Here is an 18628-nt window from a genome sequence, read left to right on the forward strand (position 1 = left end):
GCAGACGGCTGCGGGAGCACCTCGCCGCCAGGAGGTGCCCCGACCATGACCAACGACACCAGAACCACCGGCGCGAGCGACGATCGGCCGGCTGAGGACTATCGCAGCAGCGAGGGCCTGCGCACCCTGCTGAACCGGCTCCACTCGGCCGGCCGTGGCGCGTGGGAGCACGACGCCGTGGCAGCAGAGCTGATGACGTTCGCCGCGGAGAAGTACGCGGCGCTGGCGCATAAGCACCGGCTCGACCCGTGGGAGGCCGCGTCAGCGGCGTTCGATGTGATGCGCACCAAAGCCGCCCGCACCGCCGACGATCCGTGGGCGGTCGTCACCCATGCGGTACGGATCACCTGCGTCGCCGAAGAACGCGGCCAAGGCCTGATGTGCTCGACCCACCAGGCCCGGAGGCCGCGCTACTCGGTGTTCCATGACCCGGAGCGTTTGTCGGACCGCGAGAACCCGCTGGACGACTATCACCCGGCCTTCCACGTCACCGACACCCACGGGGAGGACGACGACCTGCCCGAGCCGGAACACGACGGGGCGGCAGCGACCGGCGCGGCCGTGGAGGACGCGATCGCGCTGCTGACGCTGCTGGGCTGGCCGGTTGGCACCGCACGGGCGGCGGTCGAGCACGTCTGCGTGGCGCTCACCCGTGTCGGGAACCGGCACACCGCCTACGAGACGTTGCGGCGCGACAAGCACGCCAGGGCGCTGCTCGATCTGCCCAGCCGGTCATGGGCTGTACTGCTTCGTGCCCTACTCGGCTCCCCGCTGCCCGAACTCGCGGCGACGGGCGCGGGACGTGGCGTGCTGCTGCGGTTGCTGATCGGCGAGACGCTGCCGGTGCTACTGCGTGACGACGACCTCGTGCTCACCCTGTCCCTGGCGGTGCCGGGGACCAGCACGCCGAGCGCCAAGAAGAAGTCGCGGGGTGCGGGATGAGCGCACCTGCCGGGTACATCGAGCTAGAGCGGGCGGTGGATTCCATCGTCATCGGACGCCGCCACCGCACCGACCTGGGCGACATCGACGCGCTGGCCGCGTCGATCGACCGCGACGGCCTGTTGCAGCCGCCGACGATCACACCGGACGGAGTGCTGGTGTGCGGGCTGCGCCGACTCGCGGCGATCAAGAAGCTCGGCTGGCGACGAGTCAGCGTGTGGGTGCGCTCGGGCATCTCGGACCGGCTCGGTCATCTGCTCGCCGAGCAGGACGACAACCAGCTCCACAAACCTCTCGGCCCGGTCGAGGCCGCCTCCCTGTACCGGGAAATCAAGGAACTCATGGCCGAGGACGCCGCCCGGAGGAAGGCCGCCACCCAGTTCCGAGACAGTCACGAGCCTGGAAAGCATGGTCCCGCCGATTCGGCGGGACCACCGGCACCCGGTCAGATCGGGGACGCCCGGGCGCAGGCGGCCCGCATGGTGACCGGCTCCTCCTCCTACACGAGGCTGGAGCAGATCGGGTTCCTGCAACGTCTGGCCGACGACCCGGCCGTCTCGGAGGCGCTGCGGACGCAGGCGCGGGATGGGCTGGCGCAGATCGAGGGCGGCGCGCCGGTCAATCCGATCTTCCAGCGTCTGCGCGACGCGCACGCCGAGGCAAGCACTGACCGGGACCGCAGGTTGCACGAGCTGGCCGATGAAGCCCTGGCGCGCGTCCACGCTGCTAAGGCGAGCAAGGCCAAGAAGCCGGCGTCGCCGCCTCGCGGCCGGATCACCGAGGACGATCAGCCGGCACGGTTCCCGGTGCGGGCGTTCGTCCTGACGTGGGGCGACATGGAAGCGTGGTGGACCCACTACGACGTGGACGAGCTGGCGGCCGAACTCACCGATGAGCAGGTCGAGGCGTTCTTCGCCACGGTCGAGGGAACCACCGAGTTCGCAGGCCGGCTCCGCGCTGCCCGCACCGAGGCGCAGTCCGGGCGGTCGCTGCTGCGCGCTCTCTGAGCGCCCCTTGCCGCCAGTCGCTCGCGGGCTCACCTCACGGCATGAAGACGAACCTCGCCTCCTGGTCCCGTGGCCGCCTGATCGCCGTGATCGCCGCCGGCCTCGTCATGCTGCTCCTGATCGGCGTCGGCGTGTACGGGCTCATCACCGGCCCGAAGCGCCCCGGCGACCCGAATCCTGACCCCGCTCCCACGGTCACCGTGCCGGGCGAGTCCGAGCCCGGCAGATCGGGGCCGCCGCGGGTGGTGCCCTCGAACGACCCGGACGAGTTCGCTCGCAACGTCGCTGAGGCGCTGTTCGCCTGGGACACCGGCTCCGGTCTGATGCCGTTGGACTACTCGGCCGCGATCTTGGAAGTCGGGGACCCCTCCGGTCACGAGCAGGCCGGGCTTGCCGCCGACGTCGCCGGCTACCTGCCCAACCGTGAGGCGTGGATCGAGCTGCGCAAGTACGCCACGACCCAGCACCTCACGATCGACAACTCCTTCGTGCCCGAGGCGTGGGGTCAGGCGGTCGAGCAGGCCCACCCCGGCCAGCTCCCCGCCGGTGCGACGGCCATCACGATCGAGGGCACCGGCCACCGCGAGGGCGTATGGAACGGCGAGCCGGTGACCTCGGAGCACGCGGTGTCCTTCACCGTGTTCCTGGCCTGCCCGCCACCGGCACCGCAGTTCCGCACCGGCTTGTGCCATGTGCTGCGGCTGTCGCAGCTCGACAACCCGCTTCGGTGAACTGGGGTTGTCGTGGTCAAGAAGCTCCTCATCATCGGGCTCGCCCTCGTGCTGTTCGGACCGGCCAGCATCCTGCTCGCCATCGGCGTGCTGATGAACCCCGCCGCCGCCAACTGCGTCGTGCCCGGCGGCAGCGTCCCGGTCGGGAACGTCCCAGACTCGCTGACCGTCACCACCGCGAACGGTGAGACGTTCACGCTGAACAAGACCCAGCTCACGCACGCGGCGACGATCACCACGGTCGGAGGCGGGATCGAAGGCGTCGGCCGGCCCGGAATCACGATCGCGCTGATGGCGGCGCTCACCGAGAGCACCCTGCGGATGCTGGCGAACACCGGCTCCTACCCCGAGAGCGGCGACTTCCCGAACGACGGCAATGGCAGCGACCATGACTCGCTCGGTCTGTTTCAGATGAGGCCGCAATCGGGCTGGGGCACCGTCGCGGAGCTGATGGACCCGCAGTACCAGGCGCAAGCGTTCTTCGGTGGACCGAACGGCCCGAACTACCCCTCGCCGCGTGGACTGCTGGACATTCCTGGCTGGCAGCAGATGGACCCCGGCGAGGCAGCCCAAGCGGTCGAGGTCAGCGCCTACCCGGACCGCTACCGCAACTACGAGCCGGTCGCAGAAGCCATCCTCGATGCCCTCACCGGCGCATCCGGCGGCGTGGGACAGGCAGGCCCGGCCAGCGCCGTGGCCGCCGCGGGGCCAGTGGCCGCAGCCGCGCGCGTCGTGTTCCCCCTGCCCGAGGGAACGTGGATGCTCACGTCCTCGTTCGGGCCGCGCATCCACCCGATCACCGGAGAGCCCTCGTTCCACACCGGCACCGACTTCGCCGCCCCCGATGGCACCCCGATCCTCGCCGCCGCCGATGGTGTAGTCACGGTCGCCGAGTTCAGCGGCGGCTACGGCGGCCTGATCGTCATTGAGCATCACATCAACGGCCAGGTGATGGCGACCGCCTACGCCCACATGTGGCAGCACGGCATCCACGTCGCGACCGGTGACCGCGTGGTCGCCGGGCAGCACATCGGCGATGTCGGCAGCTCCGGCAACTCGACGGGTCCACATCTGCATTTCGAGGTCCGGCCCGGCGGCACCAACGCCGAGGCCGTCGATGCCGCGGCGTGGCTCAACGCCCACGATGCGGCGGACCTGCCCGAAGCCACGGTCGGCAGCCCGAGCGGGTGTGACACCTCCGGCGGCACGGCAGGCGAGCCCGCGCCGCTGGACGGCGACCCCGACCAGATGGTCGATGACCCCACCAGCGACGGGCAGATCACCGCGCGGATGGCGCACCTTATGACCCAAGCCCGTGCCGCGTTCCCCGACAGCTCCTGGGCCTGCTACTCGCCCCGGCCCGGCACAACGTCAGAGCACCCGCTGGGCCGGGCGTGTGACATCACATTCGGGAACCGGATCGGGACACACCCGACGCCCGCGCAGCTCGAGGACGGGTGGCGGGTGACGAACTGGATGAAGGACCACGCCGAGGCCCTGGGCGTGGAGTACCTGATCTGGCAGGGCCAAATCTGGTCCCTGGCCCGCGACGCCGAAGGCTGGCGCCCCTACAACGGCGGCGGGATGCACGACCCCGACGACGTGACCGGCGGCCACTACGACCACCTGCACGTCACCGTCAGGGCCGGTGCGTGATGGGAGTGTTCCCCGACTTCGACGGACTCGGAGGCATCGGTGATCTGAAACAGGTCATCGGCGCCCTGCTGATGTTCGTGCTCATCGTCGCGGTGCTCATGGTCATCGTGTCGGTGATCTGCTGGGCGCTGGGCGCCTCGCACGGCAATCACTCCCTCGCCTCCAAAGGCCGGGTCGGGGTGCTCGTCGGCGTCGGCGCCGCCGCGCTCGCCGGTGCTGGGGTGGCGTGGGTGAACTGGCTCATCGCCCTAGGCCAACAGCTCTGATCCTCAGTCGACAGGCCCGCTCTCCGCGTTGGGAGCGGGCCTTTCGTCTGCCTGCTCGCGCCAGTCGCTCCCTGGTTCACCTCGCCGCCACAAACCATCTGTTTCTGCGAGGGAGTAACCGCCGTGATCGACATCGACCCCAACAGCTCGGGACTGCCCGGCATCGACCAGCTCCGCACCATCGTCGGCGCCGTGATGACGGTCGGCCTCATCCTCTCGGTGCTGGCCCTGATCGTCTCCGCGATCGTCTGGGCCTACGGCGCCAACAGCTCGAATCCGCACCTGTCCGGCAGAGGCAAGCTGGGCGTCCTCATCTCCTGCGGCGCCGCGGTGGTCTGCGGGGCCAGCGTGACGCTCGTGAACTTCTTCTGGAACATGGGCCAGGCCGTCTGAGGCCGGCCGTCACAGCAGGAGATTCGTGATGAGTGTCTGCGATGTGCCGATCATCTCGACCGTCTGCGACGTGGCGGGCGAGGCCGCCGCGACCGTCATGGCGGCCCCGTTCGACTGGCTCGCCCAGGCGATGGGCGGCGCGGCTGGCTGGCTGATCGAGGCGATGTGGGCCGTGTTCGACACGACCACGCTGGTCGATGTCCAGACGGACGGATTCACCAACGTCTACAACCTGATCTTTGGCATCGGGGTCTTCCTTGTCCTGATCTTCTTCTGCCTCCAACTCATCACCGGCCTGATACACCGAGACCCGACCGCCCTGTCTCGCGCCGCCCTTGGAGCGGCCAAGTCCGTGCTCGGTGCCTTCGTCGTCGTCACGTTGACCGCGCTTGCCCTGGAAATCGTGGACCAGCTCTGCATCGGCATCATCCAGGCATCCGGCGAAACCACCGGGACGATGGGCGACAAGATCATCCTGCTCGCCGCCGGGCTCAGCGGCATCAACATCGCCGCACCCGGCGTCGGCGCGATCGTCACGATCTTCCTCGCCGGGCTGATGATCGCCGCCGTCGCGATCGTCTGGTTCTCCCTGCTGATCCGCAAGGCCCTCCTGCTGGTCGGCGTGGTCCTGGCTCCCATCGCGTTCGCCGGCGCGTCCTGGGACGCCACCAAGGGATGGATCGGGAAATGGGCCGCGTTCGTGATCGCCCTGATCGTCTCCAAGCTCGTCCTCGTCGTCATCTTCTTGCTGGCGATCACGCAGATCGCCACCCCGATCGAGCTGGACATCGCCGCGGTCACCGAGCCGATCACCGGCATCGTCCTGCTCGGGATCGCGGCCTTCGCGCCCTACATGGTGTACCGCTTCGTGTCGTTCCTCGGGTTCGACCTCTACCAGCAGATGGGCACCGAGCAGGAAGCAAAGAACGCCCTGAACCGGCCGATTCCGGTCCCGTCCAAGCCCATGGGCGGCGGCGAGCCCAAGAAGGTCCTCGATGACCCCAAGGGCGGCAGCGGGTCAGGTGGGACACCGCCGCCCAAGACGCCGACGCCACCCGCCGGAGGTGGGGGCGGTGGCGCAGCCGGCGCGGGTGCCGGTGCCGGAGGTGGAGCAAGCGCGGGAGCCGGAGCGGGCGCTGCAGCCGCGGGACCGGCTGCCGCAGTCGTCGTCGGAGCGCAGATCGTCAAGGGGGCAGCCGAAGCCGGACCGAAGGCGGGCCAGGCAGTGGCAGGCCAGGCCGAGACCGCGGCGGGCGCGGCCAACGAACCCGGCGCCGCGCCGTCGAAGACGCCACCTCCCTCGGCACCGCAGCCACGCACGCCCTCAGTCAATCCCACGGCGTCGCCGTGGAAGAAGGAGTGACCGGCCATGCCCGCAACGACGGAACGGACGACGCCGGGGAGCGAGCTGACGCCGATGAAGTTCAGCCGGCTCACTCGCCGGGGCGTGCTGCTCGGGCTCTCGGTCGCGCAGCTCATCACGCTCGCTATCGGCGGGCTGACGCTGCTGGCCGCGTTCTACGGCGGTGCCGGGATGCTGCTGGCCTACACCGCCCCGGTGTGGCTGCTCGCCGTCGTGCTGACGTGGGTGCCCATCGCCGGGCGACCGATGGTCGAATGGCTCCCAGTCGCGCTCTGGTGGCTGTGGCGCTCCACCGGCGGGCAACTGCTCTACCGGCGGCGGATCGTCAAGCCCCGCCCGGCGGGGAATCTCGCGCTGCCCGGCGACATGGCCCGGCTCCGTGAGCACTTGGACCCGGAGACCGGGGCGTGCATGATCCACGACCCCCGCCAGGCCACGCTCACGGTGGTCTGCGAGGTCACGCATCCCGCGTTCGTGCTGCTGGACCCCGGCGAGCAGGAGCGGCGGGTCACCTCCTGGGGGCGCGTGCTCGCGACCGTGTGCCGGTCCGGGAGGATCGCGACCCTGCAAGTGCTCGAACGCACCTTGCCGGACTCGGGCTCGGGTCTGGCTGAGTGGTGGGCTGAGCACGGCACCGCAGACGACTCCTGGGCCGCGACGACCTACGCCGAGCTGATCGAGCGGGCCGGCCCCGCTGGGGAACGCCACGCCACGACGATCAGTCTGTCGCTGGACATGAAGACCGCGGCCCGGCAGATCAGGGCCGCGGGCGGTGGCATCCGTGGCGCGGCGGCGGTGCTCCGGCAGGAGATGGCGACCCTGACCGCGGCGTTGCGGTCGGCGGACCTGACCCCGGTCGGGTGGCTCGGCCCCGGCCGGGTCGCTGTTATCCTGCGCTCCGCGTATGACCCGGCCGTCGCTGCGACGCTGGAACGGCACGGCCGGCTCGGGCAGGAACTCGCCGCCGCCGGCCCGGTCGCGGTCACCGAGACGTGGGGCAACCTGCGCACCGACTCCGCCTGGCACACCGTCCTGTGGGTATCGGAGTGGCCGCGGTCGATGGTCTATCCCGGCTTCCTCGCCCCGGTGCTGCTCTCGACCGGCATCCAACGGTCCGTGTCGCTGCTCTATACGCCCATGCGCTCTGACCAAGCGGCGCGTGACATCCGCAAGAAGAAGGTCGAACACATCTCGGACGCGGCGCAGCGCGCCAGGATGGGGCAGATCGAGGACGCCAGTCAGACGGCGGAGTACCAAGACGTGCTCCAACAGGAGGCCGACCTGACCGCCGGGCATGGCGTGCTCCGCGTCTCTGGCCTCGTCAGCGTCTCCGCTCCCACGCTCGACGAGCTGGAAGCCGCGACCGCCGCGATCGAGCAGTCCGCGATCCAAGCCTCCTGCGAGACACGACGGCTCGTCGGTCAGCAGGCCGCCGGGTTCACGGCAGCGGCCCTGCCGCTGTGCCGAATCGTGTGAGCTGATCGAGTCCGCGCGGACCAAAGTGACGCTCCGGCCTAGAGCTCATCGACAGTCGGTGCCCCACCGTAGGCTTGATCCAACGGTCTGAGGAAGGCTCGACCGCACACACGGGAGAGTCCAGCATGGCCAAGTCAGTCTTCTACAGCTTCCACTACGACCGCGATGCCTGGCGCGTCCAGCAGGTGATCCAGATGGGCGCCCTAGAGGGGCAGACCATCCTCAACGCGCAGAAGTGGGAGGAAGTCAAGCGGCAGGGCGACGCGGCGATCAAGAAGTGGATCGCCGACCAGATGGCGTACAAGTCGGCAGTCGTGGTCCTGATCGGTGCTCAAACCGCTAGTCGTCCCTGGGTTCGCCACGAAATCGCCTACGCATGGGACAACCACAAGCCGCTTGTCGGCATCCGCATCCACGGATTGGCCGACCGCAACGGCTACACCGACTCCTTTGGAGAGAACCCGTTCAGTAGGGTCTCGCTGAAGGGCGGCGGCACGGTCGGAGACTATGTGCCGGTATACAACCCCAGTGGATCGAACAGTCAGGCTGTCTATGCGGACATCAAGGCGAACATCACGACATGGGTCGACAATGCCTACAAGCGATCCTGATTGCCCCTTCTGCGAGATTGTCGATCGGGACGATCCCGATGCTCGCGAGGTCTACCGCGATCAGAATGTGGTGGCTTTCTTCCCCACCAATCCCGCGACACTCGGGCACACCCTTGTGATTCCCCGTAAGCACATCGCCGACATCTGGTCCCTCGACCGGGCGACTGCTGAGCAGCTAGCAGGAGCGACGACGCAACTCGCGGCCGCTGTCAGGCGAGCCATCAACCCGCAAGGGCTGAACATCATCCAATCGAGCGGCAAGGCCGCGAGTCAGACCGTGTTTCATCTGCACGTCCACCTAGTTCCCCGTTGGGAGGGCGACCCAATCGGTCATATCTGGCCACCAGAGACCGACTACACGGAGGAACAGAAGGACGACGCCTGGGAAGCTCTTCGCGCCGAATGCAGAGCGGTGAGTGCGACGTGACCGACGCCGGCCGCCCCTCAGACGAAGACCGGCGCAAGCACTTGGACTTCGTCCAAGCTGTCGTTACGCGCATGTCAGCAGCTTCATCCGGCGCGAAGGGATGGTTGCTCCCGGTGGTGACTGCGACCTATGGATTCGCTCTCACCCAGCACTCACGGGCCGTCACCCTGCTCGGGCTCGCCGCCGTCGCGCTGTTCATGTTCCTCGATGCCAACTACCTGCGCCAGGAGCGCGCTTATCGACGCCTCTACGACACAGTGGCGAAGGGAACTCGTAAGGTTCCTCTGTTCTCCCTAGACCCGTCGGAAGCCGATGATCCAATCCCCGAAGCCGCGAGCTGGCGCCAGCGACTGCGGACATTGATCGGTCGATGGTTTCCCGCGTGGAGTGTGTGGTCCTCATGGTCGATCTTGCCCTTCTACGGGTCACTCCTGCTGATCGGCATTGGCATCTATATCCGCGCCGTGATCGTCTCGCCATAGTCGCGTACCTTCCACCACGACCCCACACATCGTGGACGCTCGATCGCACCTTCCTCACACACCAATGAGGGAGGCCCGCGATGCCCACGTTCACCGATCCCGCCCGCGATGCCAGCGAATCCCATGAAGCGTTGCGCGGACTCGCCCACGCCAGCCGCACCTTCGAGGACCCGTCCGACACCTACGCCGTGATCGGCGAGCTGCTGGGCGGGATGCGCGCGATGCGGCAGGTGCTGGACCAGCTCGCGAACGCCCATCTGTTCCGGCAGCATCACGTCACCGACGAGTCCCGCGAGTACAGCGGCGGCGCGGCCGAGGCGTTGGCAGCAGCCGACGAGCTGCACCAGGCCGCAACGCTCATCGACCAGGCCGACGACCGCCTCAACGCCGCGATGACCCACTCGGGCCGGATCGTGTGGAACCCGCAGGACCGGACGGTGGAGCGATGGGTCGGCATCGTGTTCCTCCAAGGAGAGGAAGCCCACCAGACGCTCGACCTCATCGACCGAGGCGGCGCGGAGGCAGGTATCGAGCATCTGTCGATGTGGGATTACGGCACCGAGACCACCGACGCGGCGATGACCAACGGCGATGTCCACGACAGCGCCCCGGCCTACGCCGGGGATCGACGGGCCGAGACCGGCGACTATGCGATGACCTACAACCCGCAGGCCGGGCACGTCGGCCTCTACCGCAGGCACCTGATCCGCGCCGAAGACGCCATCGACCCGCCCACCGAAGCACACATCCCGGCGCGACACTCGACCCCGACACGCGAGACGACCGGGCGGCGTAGCGCCGTCAGCGAAGGCGGCTGGTTCGAGCATCCCGGCGTCGCCGCGGTCAAGCAGGCTCGCGACCTGTCGATGTAGCGCCGGATACGAGCAGGGCGCACCTGCTCGGCATGGACAGCACAGAGCCCACCACTCGCACGACCGCTCAGGCAGGGACGCTCAGCCTGACGGTCTGGCCCGATACTCCGCTGGGCGAGCACCAGCGGTACGCCCACCGCATCGAGGACACCGCCACCGGGCAGATGCTCGAAGGCCGGGACCTGTTCACCGGGGCCGGTGCCTCGGTAGCCCCCGAGCGCGCGATGCGTGACCTCGCCGCGTTCCTGAATGCCGCCGGCGATGCCCGCCAGTACGCCATCGACGACCCCGGCAGTACGCCCGAGCACCAGGGGCTGTTCCCCGGCTGGACGGCTGAGACCGCTCGGCAGAACGCCGACGCGCTGACCCTGCTGGCCGAGGAAGAACAGCTCTCCGACCCGCTGAAGCAACAGTCACGGCCGGCGCCTGACCTGTCGTGGTTCGAGCGTCCTCCCGGCGGCTGGGTCGCCAGGAAACGGCGGCGGTCGCTGTGAGCCGCGACGAGAAGCTGCACACCGCGGTCCTCGTCGCTCCCGCGTCGGAGCGACGGCGGTTGCGAAAGCAGCGCCGCCAGGCGGCCACGCGGCTGGTCGCCGAGCAGCGGCAGGCCGAGAAGGAGACAGCCAGAGCCAAGGCGGAAGCCGAGCGCGCCGAGCGCCGCGCCACCATCTACCTGCCGCCAGCCGGTGAGCCTGGCCCGGCGATGCTCCGCTCGCCCGGCAGATTCCGGCTGGCCCGGCATCAGGACACCAGCGCCGTGCTCGCCGGCCAATACCCGTTTCTCGCCGAGGCCGGACTGGGATCGGCCGGCATGTTCATCGGCCAGGACCTCTACTCCGGCTCGTCGTTCGTCTACGACCCGTGGGTGCTCTACCAGCGGGGCCTCATCACCGCCCCGAACCTGATCCTGGCCGGCATCGTCGGCTCCGGGAAGTCATCGCTCGCCAAGAGCCTCTACACACGAAGCCTGCCCTTCGGGTACAGGGTCTACGTCCCCGGCGACCCCAAAGGCGAGCACACCGGCGTCGCCGAAGCCGTAGGCGGGAAGGCCATCATCCTCGGGCACGGGATGGGCAACCGCCTCAACCCCTTGGACGAGGGATACCGGCCCGGCGGTCTCTCGGATCAGGAATGGGCCACCACCCTCGCCGCTCGTCGCCGTGACCTGCTCGGCGCGCTCACCGAGACCGTGCTGAATCGGCCGCTCGCGCCCCTCGAACACACCGCGATCGACACCGCCCTTGCCGGAGCAGTGCGCGATGCCGAGGTGCCGATCCTGCCAATGGTGGTCGAGCGGCTGCTGCGCCCTCATCCCGCCGATGACTCGGACAGCCGGCTCGCCGAAGACGGCCGGCTCGTCGGCCACGCCCTGCGCCGTCTGGTTCTCGGTGACCTCAGTGGCTTGTTCGACGGACCCTCGACGGTGAAGTTCGATCCGTCGCTGCCGATGGTCAGCCTCGACCTGTCCCGCGTCACGGAGAACAGCACCCTCATTTCGGTGCTGATGACCTGCTCATCGGCATGGATGGAAGCCGCGCTGCTCGACCCGAACGGCGGCCGCAGATGGGTGATCTACGACGAAGCATGGAGATTGATGAGCCATCCGGCGCTCTTGCGGAGGATGGACGCCCACTGGCGACTCGCGAGGCACTACGGGCTCGCAAACCTGCTCGTGTTCCACAAGTTGACCGACTTGGAGAACGTCGGCGATATGGGCTCGGCGAACCGGGCGCTGGCGAACAGTCTGCTGGCGAACGCCGAGACCAGGATCGTGTACCGGCAGGAGACCGACCAGCTCGGCCCCACCGCGGCGGCTCTCGGACTCACCGGCACCGAACAGCGCCTCTTGCCAGGGCTCGGCACCGGGCAGGGCCTCTGGCGCATCAAGGACCGGAGCTTCGTCGTGCAGCACCAGCTCCACCCCGCGGAACTTGCCGCGTTTGACACGACAGCCCGTATGACAGGTTCCCCGCACGTTCACGAATCCTGAATGGGCGGTGGCAGTCGCGTTCTGGCTCACCTCGCGGCATGAGGAAGTCTGAGCCCGAGTCCGTCCCGGTATCCATTCCCTTTGTCGTGCTCGATGTGCACGCGGACGGCACGGTGGCCGTCACCGTTGATGGGAAGCCGCTGGAACCGGACCCGTTCGCTCCACGGTGGCGGCGATCCTCGTTCGGTCAGATCATCGACCGCGCCACGAACGACCGAACAACCGCGGCGCGGGTGGAGGTTCGCGAGAGCGACGGCACGAGCTTCACCGACATCATCGCGCCCCGCCGTCGCCGGGCGCCCCAGCCGAAGCCCGAGGCCGAGAAGCCGGCACCGCTTCCGGTGTTCTTCACTGTCGAGGGCGATGGGTTCGTGCCGGGTGAGGACGTGGCGGTCGCCGTCATCACCGGGCACACCGATGCCGCCGGGACCGGCGCGGCCCGTGCCCTCATCGACCCCGCCCGCCTCGCCCCTGACGCCGCGGGCGGGGTCGTGGAAGTGCTGCTGTTCGGTCGCATCTCCGGCACCACGATCATCCGGCGGCTGCCATGAACGGCCAGGGCCGGCAGACAGGCTCGTTCGGGGACGAGCTGACCAACGCGGCCATGATCGGCCTGGTCGTCCTGTTCGGCATCGCCCTCGTGCTCCGGGGCGCGGGCTCGGTCGCGGCGTGGGTCACGGGCACCGACCAGCCCGCGGGCGGTCCGGCCTCCGGCGTCGGGGTGCTGTTCCATCCGGGCGATCCCGCCTCGGCGCTCGACGCGCCGGGGCTGAACGCGGTCGCCTACTGGATTGTCGCGAGCCTGCTGCTGGCCGCGCTCGTCACCGGCGGCGTGTGGGCATGGTCGCGGATGCGCCGCCACACACACAAGGTCGAGCAGGACCCGCGCCGGATGGCCGGCGTCGCCACCCGGCACGAAGTGGTGAGCGCGGCGTCGGCGAAGGCGCTGCTACGCCGCGCCGGGAACCTTCGCCCGGGTCTGGCTGATCCGAAGCCCACCGATGTGGGCTACCGGCTCGGCACCTCGAAAGGGGTGGACGTGTGGGCGTCGGTCGAGGACTCGATCATGGTTATCGGCCCGCCGCGCTCCGGCAAGTCGCTACAAATCCTGGTCGGCGCGATCCTCGACGCACCCGGCGCGGTCGTCGCGACCTCGACCCGGCCGGACAACCTCACCGCCACGCTGCGCGCACGACGCCGGGGCGGTCCGGTCGCGATCTTCGACCCCCAGCATCTCGCCGAGGGACTGCCCGCTGGGATGCGGTGGTCACCGATCCGGGGCTGCGATTCCCCGCAGACCGCGATGATCCGCGCCACTGGGCTCGCAGCCGGCACCGGCCTCTCCTCCGGCGGCGTTGACGGCGGCGGGTTCTGGGAAGGCAAGACGAGAGTGGCACTCCAAGCTCTGCTGCACGCCGCCGCTCTCGACAACCGGCCGCCGTCCGAGCTGTTCCGGTGGACTCTGGACCCGACCGCGGCCGCTGACGCGGTGGCGATCCTGACCAGCTCGCCGCGGGCCGCGACCGGATGGGCCGAGTCCCTGGAAGCGATGATCGACTCCGACCCCAGGACACGCGATTCCATTTGGCAAGGTGTCTCGCTTGCGCTCGGGGCGCTGGCCGACCCGCGGGTGCTCGACGCGGTATCACCCGGCCCCGGCGAGAGCTTCGATCCCGAGACGTTCATCCAGCAGCGCGGCACCCTGTTCCTGCTCGCCACCGGCTCCGGGGCCGGAGCCAGCGCCGCGCTGGTCGCCGCGCTCGTAGAGGACCTGATCGAAACCGCTCGCCAGCTTGCCGCCCGCTCGCCGGGGGCCAGGCTCGACCCGCCAATGCTCTTGGCCTTGGACGAGATAGCCAACCTCAGCCCTCTGCCGTCCCTGCCGACGCTCATGGCCGAAGGCGGCGGCACCGGCATCACGACGATGCCGGTCCTGCAATCCCTCGCCCAAGCACGCGACAAGTGGAACGAGAACCAAGCGAACGCGATCTGGGATGCCTCGATCGTCAAAGTCGTCCTTGGCGGTGCCTCCGGCTCTCGCGATCTGCAAGACCTCAGCTCCCTGATCGGGGAACGTGACGAATACACCGACTCCGTGACCCTCGGCGATCACGGCACCCGTTCCAATCAACGCTCGATCAGGCGGGTGCCGATCTTCCCGCCTGATCGCATCCGCCGGCTCCCGTTCGGGACCGGGATCGTGCTGCTGCGCTCCGCACCGCCGATCGTCACCGACCTGCATCCGTGGCCGAAGCGTCCCGACGCCGCACAGCTCACCGCTGACCGCGCCGAGATCGAGGCGCTGCTGCGCCGCCCCGATGCCTGAGCAATCGCCAGACGCCTCGGGGTTCACCTCGCTTCCACAGCCCGCCGCGCACCCGTGGGCTTGGGAACAGACAGGAGCACAGCATGTCCGACGCACCCGACGACGCAACCGTGAGCGACAGCCTCGACCCGGACCTGGACGACATGGACGAGGGCTACGACGACCCGCTGATCGCCGAGCCCCCGCACCCGATCAACTGGAACCTGCTCAACGCCGACGACGCCGAGGTCGAGTGGTTGGAACTCAACCGCTGGGTGGATTGGCTCAGGCACACTTACGGCCTCCCCGCCACGGTCATCCCGCCCGCCTGGTACAGACACCCGGAGCTGCTGTGGGAGCTGAGCGCGCTGCATCTGCACTGGCTCTGCGCTTACGACCCCGAGCAGAACGGCTCCGCACCGCTCGGCTGGCACCGGGACTTCGCGGACGCCCGCATGAGACTCCGCGAGTGGGTCGCAACCTGCGGCACCAAGCTCGACCACGACCGTCCCACGAGACAGACCGTCTGGCCCGGCGAGGAACCCGCTGACCCGATCGAGGACGTGCCGATCATCGACCGCGACGCCGAGTTCGTGGAGTTCGTCATGGCCGACGTGGCCGCCCGCCGCGAAGCCGAGGAAGCGTTCTACAACAACCTTGACCTGGACGCCGGAGAAGTATCGTGAACGAGAGACCCGAGACACCGGTGGTCTCGCCGCTGATGCACAGCCGTGAGGTCGCGGCGTACTTGAAGGTGTCGGAGTCCACGCTGTCGCGGTGGCGGTCGGGCGGCTCCGGCCCACCATTCCTGAGACTCGGCGGGATCGCCCGGTACCGGCTCGCTGCCGTGGACCGCTGGCTGGCCAAGTTGGAACACGATCATGCCTCGGAGAGCTGAGTCGCAACCGACCGCCGAGCCCAAGCCGGTGCCGCCGATCGGTGTGAAGGTCTCCACAGACATGGAGCGCCGTTCCTACGGCATCCGCGCCCGGGCCCGCTGGACCGACCCGACCACCAAGCGCCGTGTCACCAGGTCGGAGATCGTGCGGGACGAAGCGGCGGCACACGAGTTCTTCGACCAGCTTCGCAACTCCTCGACCAAGGGCATGGACGTGTCCATGACGCTGTTGGAGTTCGTGACTTCGATCGGTGACCGGTGGGCTCGGGGCCTGGACCCGACCTCTACCGGTGAGACCTACGGATACGGGCTGAAGCTGCGGGTGCTGCCGGCGCTCGGGCACCTGCCGGTAACGCAGCTCACCGCGGGGATCATCGACCGCACCATTGATGAGTGGGAGCAGCGCCACGGCGCGTCCACCATCAAGAACACCATCGCCCCGCTCGTGAGGGTGCTCGATGAGGCCGTGCGGGACGGGCTGATCCAGATCAACCCCGCGAAGAACCGCGCCAAGCGGAGCTTGAGCCGCAACGCCTTCCGCGGCCAGTCGTCCGAGCAGTCGTCGCCGCGGGCGCACGCGCTCCCGGACATGAAGACCCTCAACCGCCTCGCCAGAGCCTGCGGGAAGGTGCATCAGTCCTACAGCGACTTTGTGATGCTCGCCGCGCTGCTCGCCGCACGGTCTTCGGAGGTGTCCGGGTTGCAGGTAGGGGACGTGGAATTCGGCAAGAGCCTCGTCGTGATCCGCAGGCAGGTGTTCCCCGGCAAAGGCGGCCTGGTCACCAAGCCGACCAAGAGCCGCAAAGAACGCCGCGTGCCGATCCTCGAACCCCTGCGACCCGTGCTGGAACGACTCACCGAGGGCAAGCAGCCCGAGGACTCGTTGCTGGTCGGACCGAAGGGCGGCTACCTCACCACCGCGACCGTCCGCGACGCCACCAATTGGGACAGCATCGTGGCGAAGCTCGGACTACCGGACCTCACCCGGCACGGCTTGCGCCACACCGGAGCGACCTGGATGGCCGACGCAGGCATCCCGCTGCATGTTCTGCAAGACATCCTCGGGCACGCCTCAATGGAGACCACCCGCGGCTACCTCCACCCCGACGACCGGCATCTCGCATCGGCGGCTGAACAAGCCAACGCCTTCCTCTCGGCCGCCGGCCAGCGAAAGCATGCCCGGCACAGTGGCCCTTCGACCAGGCGCCTGTGATGCACGCCGACCTCAGCGGGAATCGCCGCGCATACATTCTGGTCCCCTTTTGGTCCCCTTATCCACAGGACGGGGGGTTCGAGGCGGTCCGGCCGCCCGCAGGAGACTGGCCAGCACCACCCCAGGGGGACCAGAGGGGGACCACGGAAAACGACCCCCGGACATGATGAAGCCCAGGCGAGAAACGTGCTCTCACCTGGGCTTTTACGTCGGGCTGACAGGATTTGAACCTGCGACCCCCTGACCCCCAGTCAGGTGCGCTACCAAGCTGCGCCACAGCCCGTGGCATGGATTTTCAGTTGTTCGGGCCGACCGGAGCGGGATAAACCCCTTAACCCCCAGTCAAGCGCGCTACCAAGCTGCGCCATAGCCCGGTCGTTCTCGCGAACGAACCTCGTCAACTATATGTCCATCCCGGGTGGGCACAAAATCGTGCGGGTGTGACGTGCGCAACGCCCGCCCCGCACCTCCAGGTGCTGGTGGGAATGCGGATGTGCCACGATGGACCCTCGAGAGCCGGGTCGTCCCGGCCGTACCCCGGATCGCACCGAGAGGAACCGTATGGGACGTCACGACGCACCCGGGACGCGCCGCGCGCCCCGTGCGGAACACCGTGTGCCCGCCGCGGGTGCGGTGTCCCGGACGGTCGCCCGGACCGCCTCGCGTACCGCGTCCTTCGCCGCGGAACGGGCCCGCCGGTACGCGGAGCGCCGCGTCATCTCCCGCGAGTACGACCGCAAACCGCGGGAGTCCTTCTCGGAGTCCCTCCTCGCGGACCTCTGGAGTCGCACCCCGGAACCCGACTACGAACTCGTCAAGGCCAGGAACCTCCCGCGCTCCCCGCTGTCACGCATTGCGTTCGCCCTCATGGCCGTCGTCCTCGGCTTCGCCTTCACCGCCGCGGTCCTCCAGCTCACTCGCGTCGTCGAGGGACCGAGCGCGGAGGACGCCCTCGTCTCGCGGATCGAGGACGGTCGGGTCGAGAACGAGGAACTCTCCGCCGCGAACGACGTCCGCCGGACCGCGATCGACGACGCCCGCGCGAACGTTCTCACCGACGAGAGCTCCCGCTCACTCGACGCACTCACTGCGGCGGCCTCCATCGGAGCCGTGTCCGGTCCCGGTGTCCGGATCGTGCTCGAGGACCAGCGGGCCGCCGACCCGGGTGCCCAGGACACGAACAAGGTGCAGGACATCGATCTCCAGACCGTCACGAACGGTCTGTTCGCCTCCGGCGCCGAGGCCGTGGCCGTCAACGGGCACCGCCTCACTGCGACGTCGTCCATCCGGTCCGCCGGGGGTGCGATCCTCGTGAACTACGACCCGATCGGACCGCCGTTCACCGTCGAGGCCCTCGGGCCGGACGACCTCGCGGACACGTTCGGGGCGTCCCCGGCAGCTTCGTACCTCGGGCTGCTGTCCAGCGAGTACGGCATCACCTCGACGATGTCGCCCGCGGATGTCGAGCTCCCCGCCGCCGAGACCTCCGCCGTGCGGTACGCCCGAACACCCGACGCAGGGACCTCCGCCGCTGAATCCACCCCTGTCCCCACCCCCGACCCCGACTCAGGAGAGGATGGCCGCCAGTGATCGCCATCATCGGACTCGCCCTCGGCATCGCCGCCGGCATCCTGCTCGATCCCACGGTGCCGGCCGTGATCGCGCCGTATCTGCCCATCGCGGTCGTCGCCGCACTCGACGCACTGTTCGGCGGTCTGCGCGCGGTGCTCTCGGGCACCTTCGACGACCGGGTCTTCGTCATCTCGTTCTTCTCGAACGCGCTCGTCGCCGCGCTCATCGTCTTCCTCGGCGACAAGCTCGGCGTCGGTTCGCAGCTGTCGACCGGTGTCGTCGTCGTCCTCGGCATCCGGATCTTCACGAATGCCGCCGCCATCCGCCGACAGCTCTTCCGCGCATGACCGGCGGGCCCGAGAACCGGCCCGTGGGGCCGGACCCGCAGATCCCCGAGGCGCCTCGGCCGAAGCAGACCGAGCCG

General features: G+C 69.0%; 21 protein-coding genes and 1 tRNA gene. 21 read left to right on the forward strand and 1 reads right to left on the reverse strand.

The genetic code is table 11. The features are described from left to right. The first annotated feature begins 45 nt into the window (after nucleotides 1-45). From ABD172_RS07150 to ABD172_RS07240, 19 genes are all read left to right on the forward strand, one after another. On the forward strand, nucleotides 46-942 hold the full coding sequence (locus tag ABD172_RS07150; RefSeq protein WP_344308268.1) for a hypothetical protein: 897 nt from the start codon (nucleotides 46-48) through the stop codon (nucleotides 940-942). After that, nucleotides 939-1949, forward strand: a complete 1011-nt coding sequence (locus tag ABD172_RS07155) for a ParB N-terminal domain-containing protein (protein ID WP_344308269.1) — start codon at nucleotides 939-941, stop codon at nucleotides 1947-1949. Before ABD172_RS07150 ends, ABD172_RS07155 begins: the two co-directional genes overlap by 4 nt. A gap of 41 nt (nucleotides 1950-1990) precedes the next feature. Next, complete coding sequence (locus ABD172_RS07160; protein ID WP_344308271.1) at nucleotides 1991-2680, forward strand: hypothetical protein; 690 nt, start codon at nucleotides 1991-1993, stop codon at nucleotides 2678-2680. A 12-nt stretch (nucleotides 2681-2692) separates the two neighbouring features. Next, on the forward strand, nucleotides 2693-4336 hold the full coding sequence (locus ABD172_RS07165; protein WP_344308273.1) for a M23 family metallopeptidase: 1644 nt from the start codon (nucleotides 2693-2695) through the stop codon (nucleotides 4334-4336). Beyond that, a complete protein-coding gene (locus tag ABD172_RS07170) occupies nucleotides 4336-4602 on the forward strand; it encodes a DUF6112 family protein (protein WP_344308275.1) in 267 nt (88 codons plus the stop codon). Before ABD172_RS07165 ends, ABD172_RS07170 begins: the two co-directional genes overlap by 1 nt. Before the next feature lie 123 nt (nucleotides 4603-4725). Beyond that, nucleotides 4726-4995 carry a DUF6112 family protein gene (locus ABD172_RS07175; protein WP_344308277.1) on the forward strand — a complete coding sequence of 90 codons (270 nt, stop codon included), beginning with the start codon at nucleotides 4726-4728 and terminating at the stop codon, nucleotides 4993-4995. A gap of 28 nt (nucleotides 4996-5023) precedes the next feature. Then, nucleotides 5024-6358 (forward strand): conjugal transfer protein TrbL, encoded by a 1335-nt coding sequence (locus ABD172_RS07180; protein ID WP_344308279.1) that lies wholly within the window; start codon nucleotides 5024-5026, stop codon nucleotides 6356-6358. A 6-nt stretch (nucleotides 6359-6364) separates the two neighbouring features. Continuing rightward, nucleotides 6365-7834, forward strand: coding sequence for an SCO6880 family protein (locus ABD172_RS07185; protein ID WP_344308281.1), 1470 nt, complete (start codon nucleotides 6365-6367; stop codon nucleotides 7832-7834). A gap of 125 nt (nucleotides 7835-7959) precedes the next feature. Continuing rightward, nucleotides 7960-8445: a TIR domain-containing protein gene (locus ABD172_RS07190; RefSeq protein WP_344308283.1), complete on the forward strand. Its 486-nt coding sequence runs from the start codon at nucleotides 7960-7962 to the stop codon at nucleotides 8443-8445. Further along, nucleotides 8426-8872 carry an HIT family protein gene (locus tag ABD172_RS07195; protein WP_344308285.1) on the forward strand — a complete coding sequence of 149 codons (447 nt, stop codon included), beginning with the start codon at nucleotides 8426-8428 and terminating at the stop codon, nucleotides 8870-8872. The genes ABD172_RS07190 and ABD172_RS07195 overlap by 20 nt, the downstream gene beginning before the upstream one ends. Continuing rightward, nucleotides 8869-9354, forward strand: coding sequence for a hypothetical protein (locus ABD172_RS07200; protein WP_344308287.1), 486 nt, complete (start codon nucleotides 8869-8871; stop codon nucleotides 9352-9354). The genes ABD172_RS07195 and ABD172_RS07200 overlap by 4 nt, the downstream gene beginning before the upstream one ends. Nucleotides 9355-9434: 80 nt before the next feature. After that, nucleotides 9435-10226: a hypothetical protein gene (locus ABD172_RS07205; RefSeq protein ID WP_344308289.1), complete on the forward strand. Its 792-nt coding sequence runs from the start codon at nucleotides 9435-9437 to the stop codon at nucleotides 10224-10226. 32 nt (nucleotides 10227-10258) lie between these two features. Further along, the gene (locus ABD172_RS07210; RefSeq protein WP_344308291.1) at nucleotides 10259-10720 is read left to right on the forward strand and encodes a hypothetical protein; all 462 of its coding nucleotides are present in this window, start codon (nucleotides 10259-10261) and stop codon (nucleotides 10718-10720) included. Continuing rightward, nucleotides 10717-12216: an ATP-binding protein gene (locus ABD172_RS07215; protein WP_344308292.1), complete on the forward strand. Its 1500-nt coding sequence runs from the start codon at nucleotides 10717-10719 to the stop codon at nucleotides 12214-12216. Before ABD172_RS07210 ends, ABD172_RS07215 begins: the two co-directional genes overlap by 4 nt. A gap of 38 nt (nucleotides 12217-12254) precedes the next feature. Beyond that, the gene (locus ABD172_RS07220; protein WP_344308293.1) at nucleotides 12255-12767 is read left to right on the forward strand and encodes a hypothetical protein; all 513 of its coding nucleotides are present in this window, start codon (nucleotides 12255-12257) and stop codon (nucleotides 12765-12767) included. After that, nucleotides 12764-14542 (forward strand): type IV secretory system conjugative DNA transfer family protein, encoded by a 1779-nt coding sequence (locus ABD172_RS07225; RefSeq protein ID WP_344308295.1) that lies wholly within the window; start codon nucleotides 12764-12766, stop codon nucleotides 14540-14542. Before ABD172_RS07220 ends, ABD172_RS07225 begins: the two co-directional genes overlap by 4 nt. Before the next feature lie 83 nt (nucleotides 14543-14625). Beyond that, on the forward strand, nucleotides 14626-15207 hold the full coding sequence (locus ABD172_RS07230) for a hypothetical protein (RefSeq protein WP_425546662.1): 582 nt from the start codon (nucleotides 14626-14628) through the stop codon (nucleotides 15205-15207). Beyond that, nucleotides 15204-15419 carry a helix-turn-helix transcriptional regulator gene (locus ABD172_RS07235; RefSeq protein WP_344308297.1) on the forward strand — a complete coding sequence of 72 codons (216 nt, stop codon included), beginning with the start codon at nucleotides 15204-15206 and terminating at the stop codon, nucleotides 15417-15419. The genes ABD172_RS07230 and ABD172_RS07235 overlap by 4 nt, the downstream gene beginning before the upstream one ends. 61 nt (nucleotides 15420-15480) lie before the next feature. Beyond that, on the forward strand, nucleotides 15481-16632 hold the full coding sequence (locus tag ABD172_RS07240) for a tyrosine-type recombinase/integrase (protein WP_344308299.1): 1152 nt from the start codon (nucleotides 15481-15483) through the stop codon (nucleotides 16630-16632). Between the two features lie 209 nt (nucleotides 16633-16841). Here the strand turns inward: ABD172_RS07240 and ABD172_RS07245 are convergent. Beyond that, nucleotides 16842-16915 (reverse strand) — tRNA-Pro (locus ABD172_RS07245). Nucleotides 16916-17193: 278 nt separating this feature from the next. On the opposite strand from ABD172_RS07245, the gene ABD172_RS07250 reads away from it, so the two are divergent. Both ABD172_RS07250 and ABD172_RS07255 read left to right on the forward strand, forming a co-directional pair. After that, nucleotides 17194-18222, forward strand: coding sequence for a DUF881 domain-containing protein (locus ABD172_RS07250; RefSeq protein ID WP_344308301.1), 1029 nt, complete (start codon nucleotides 17194-17196; stop codon nucleotides 18220-18222). Continuing rightward, a complete protein-coding gene (locus tag ABD172_RS07255; RefSeq protein ID WP_344308302.1) occupies nucleotides 18219-18551 on the forward strand; it encodes a small basic family protein in 333 nt (110 codons plus the stop codon). Before ABD172_RS07250 ends, ABD172_RS07255 begins: the two co-directional genes overlap by 4 nt. Nucleotides 18552-18628 lie beyond the last annotated feature (77 nt).

The sequence above is a fragment of the Brevibacterium samyangense genome (assembly GCF_039529845.1).
Taxonomy (GTDB): Bacteria; Actinomycetota; Actinomycetes; order Actinomycetales; family Brevibacteriaceae; genus Brevibacterium; species Brevibacterium samyangense.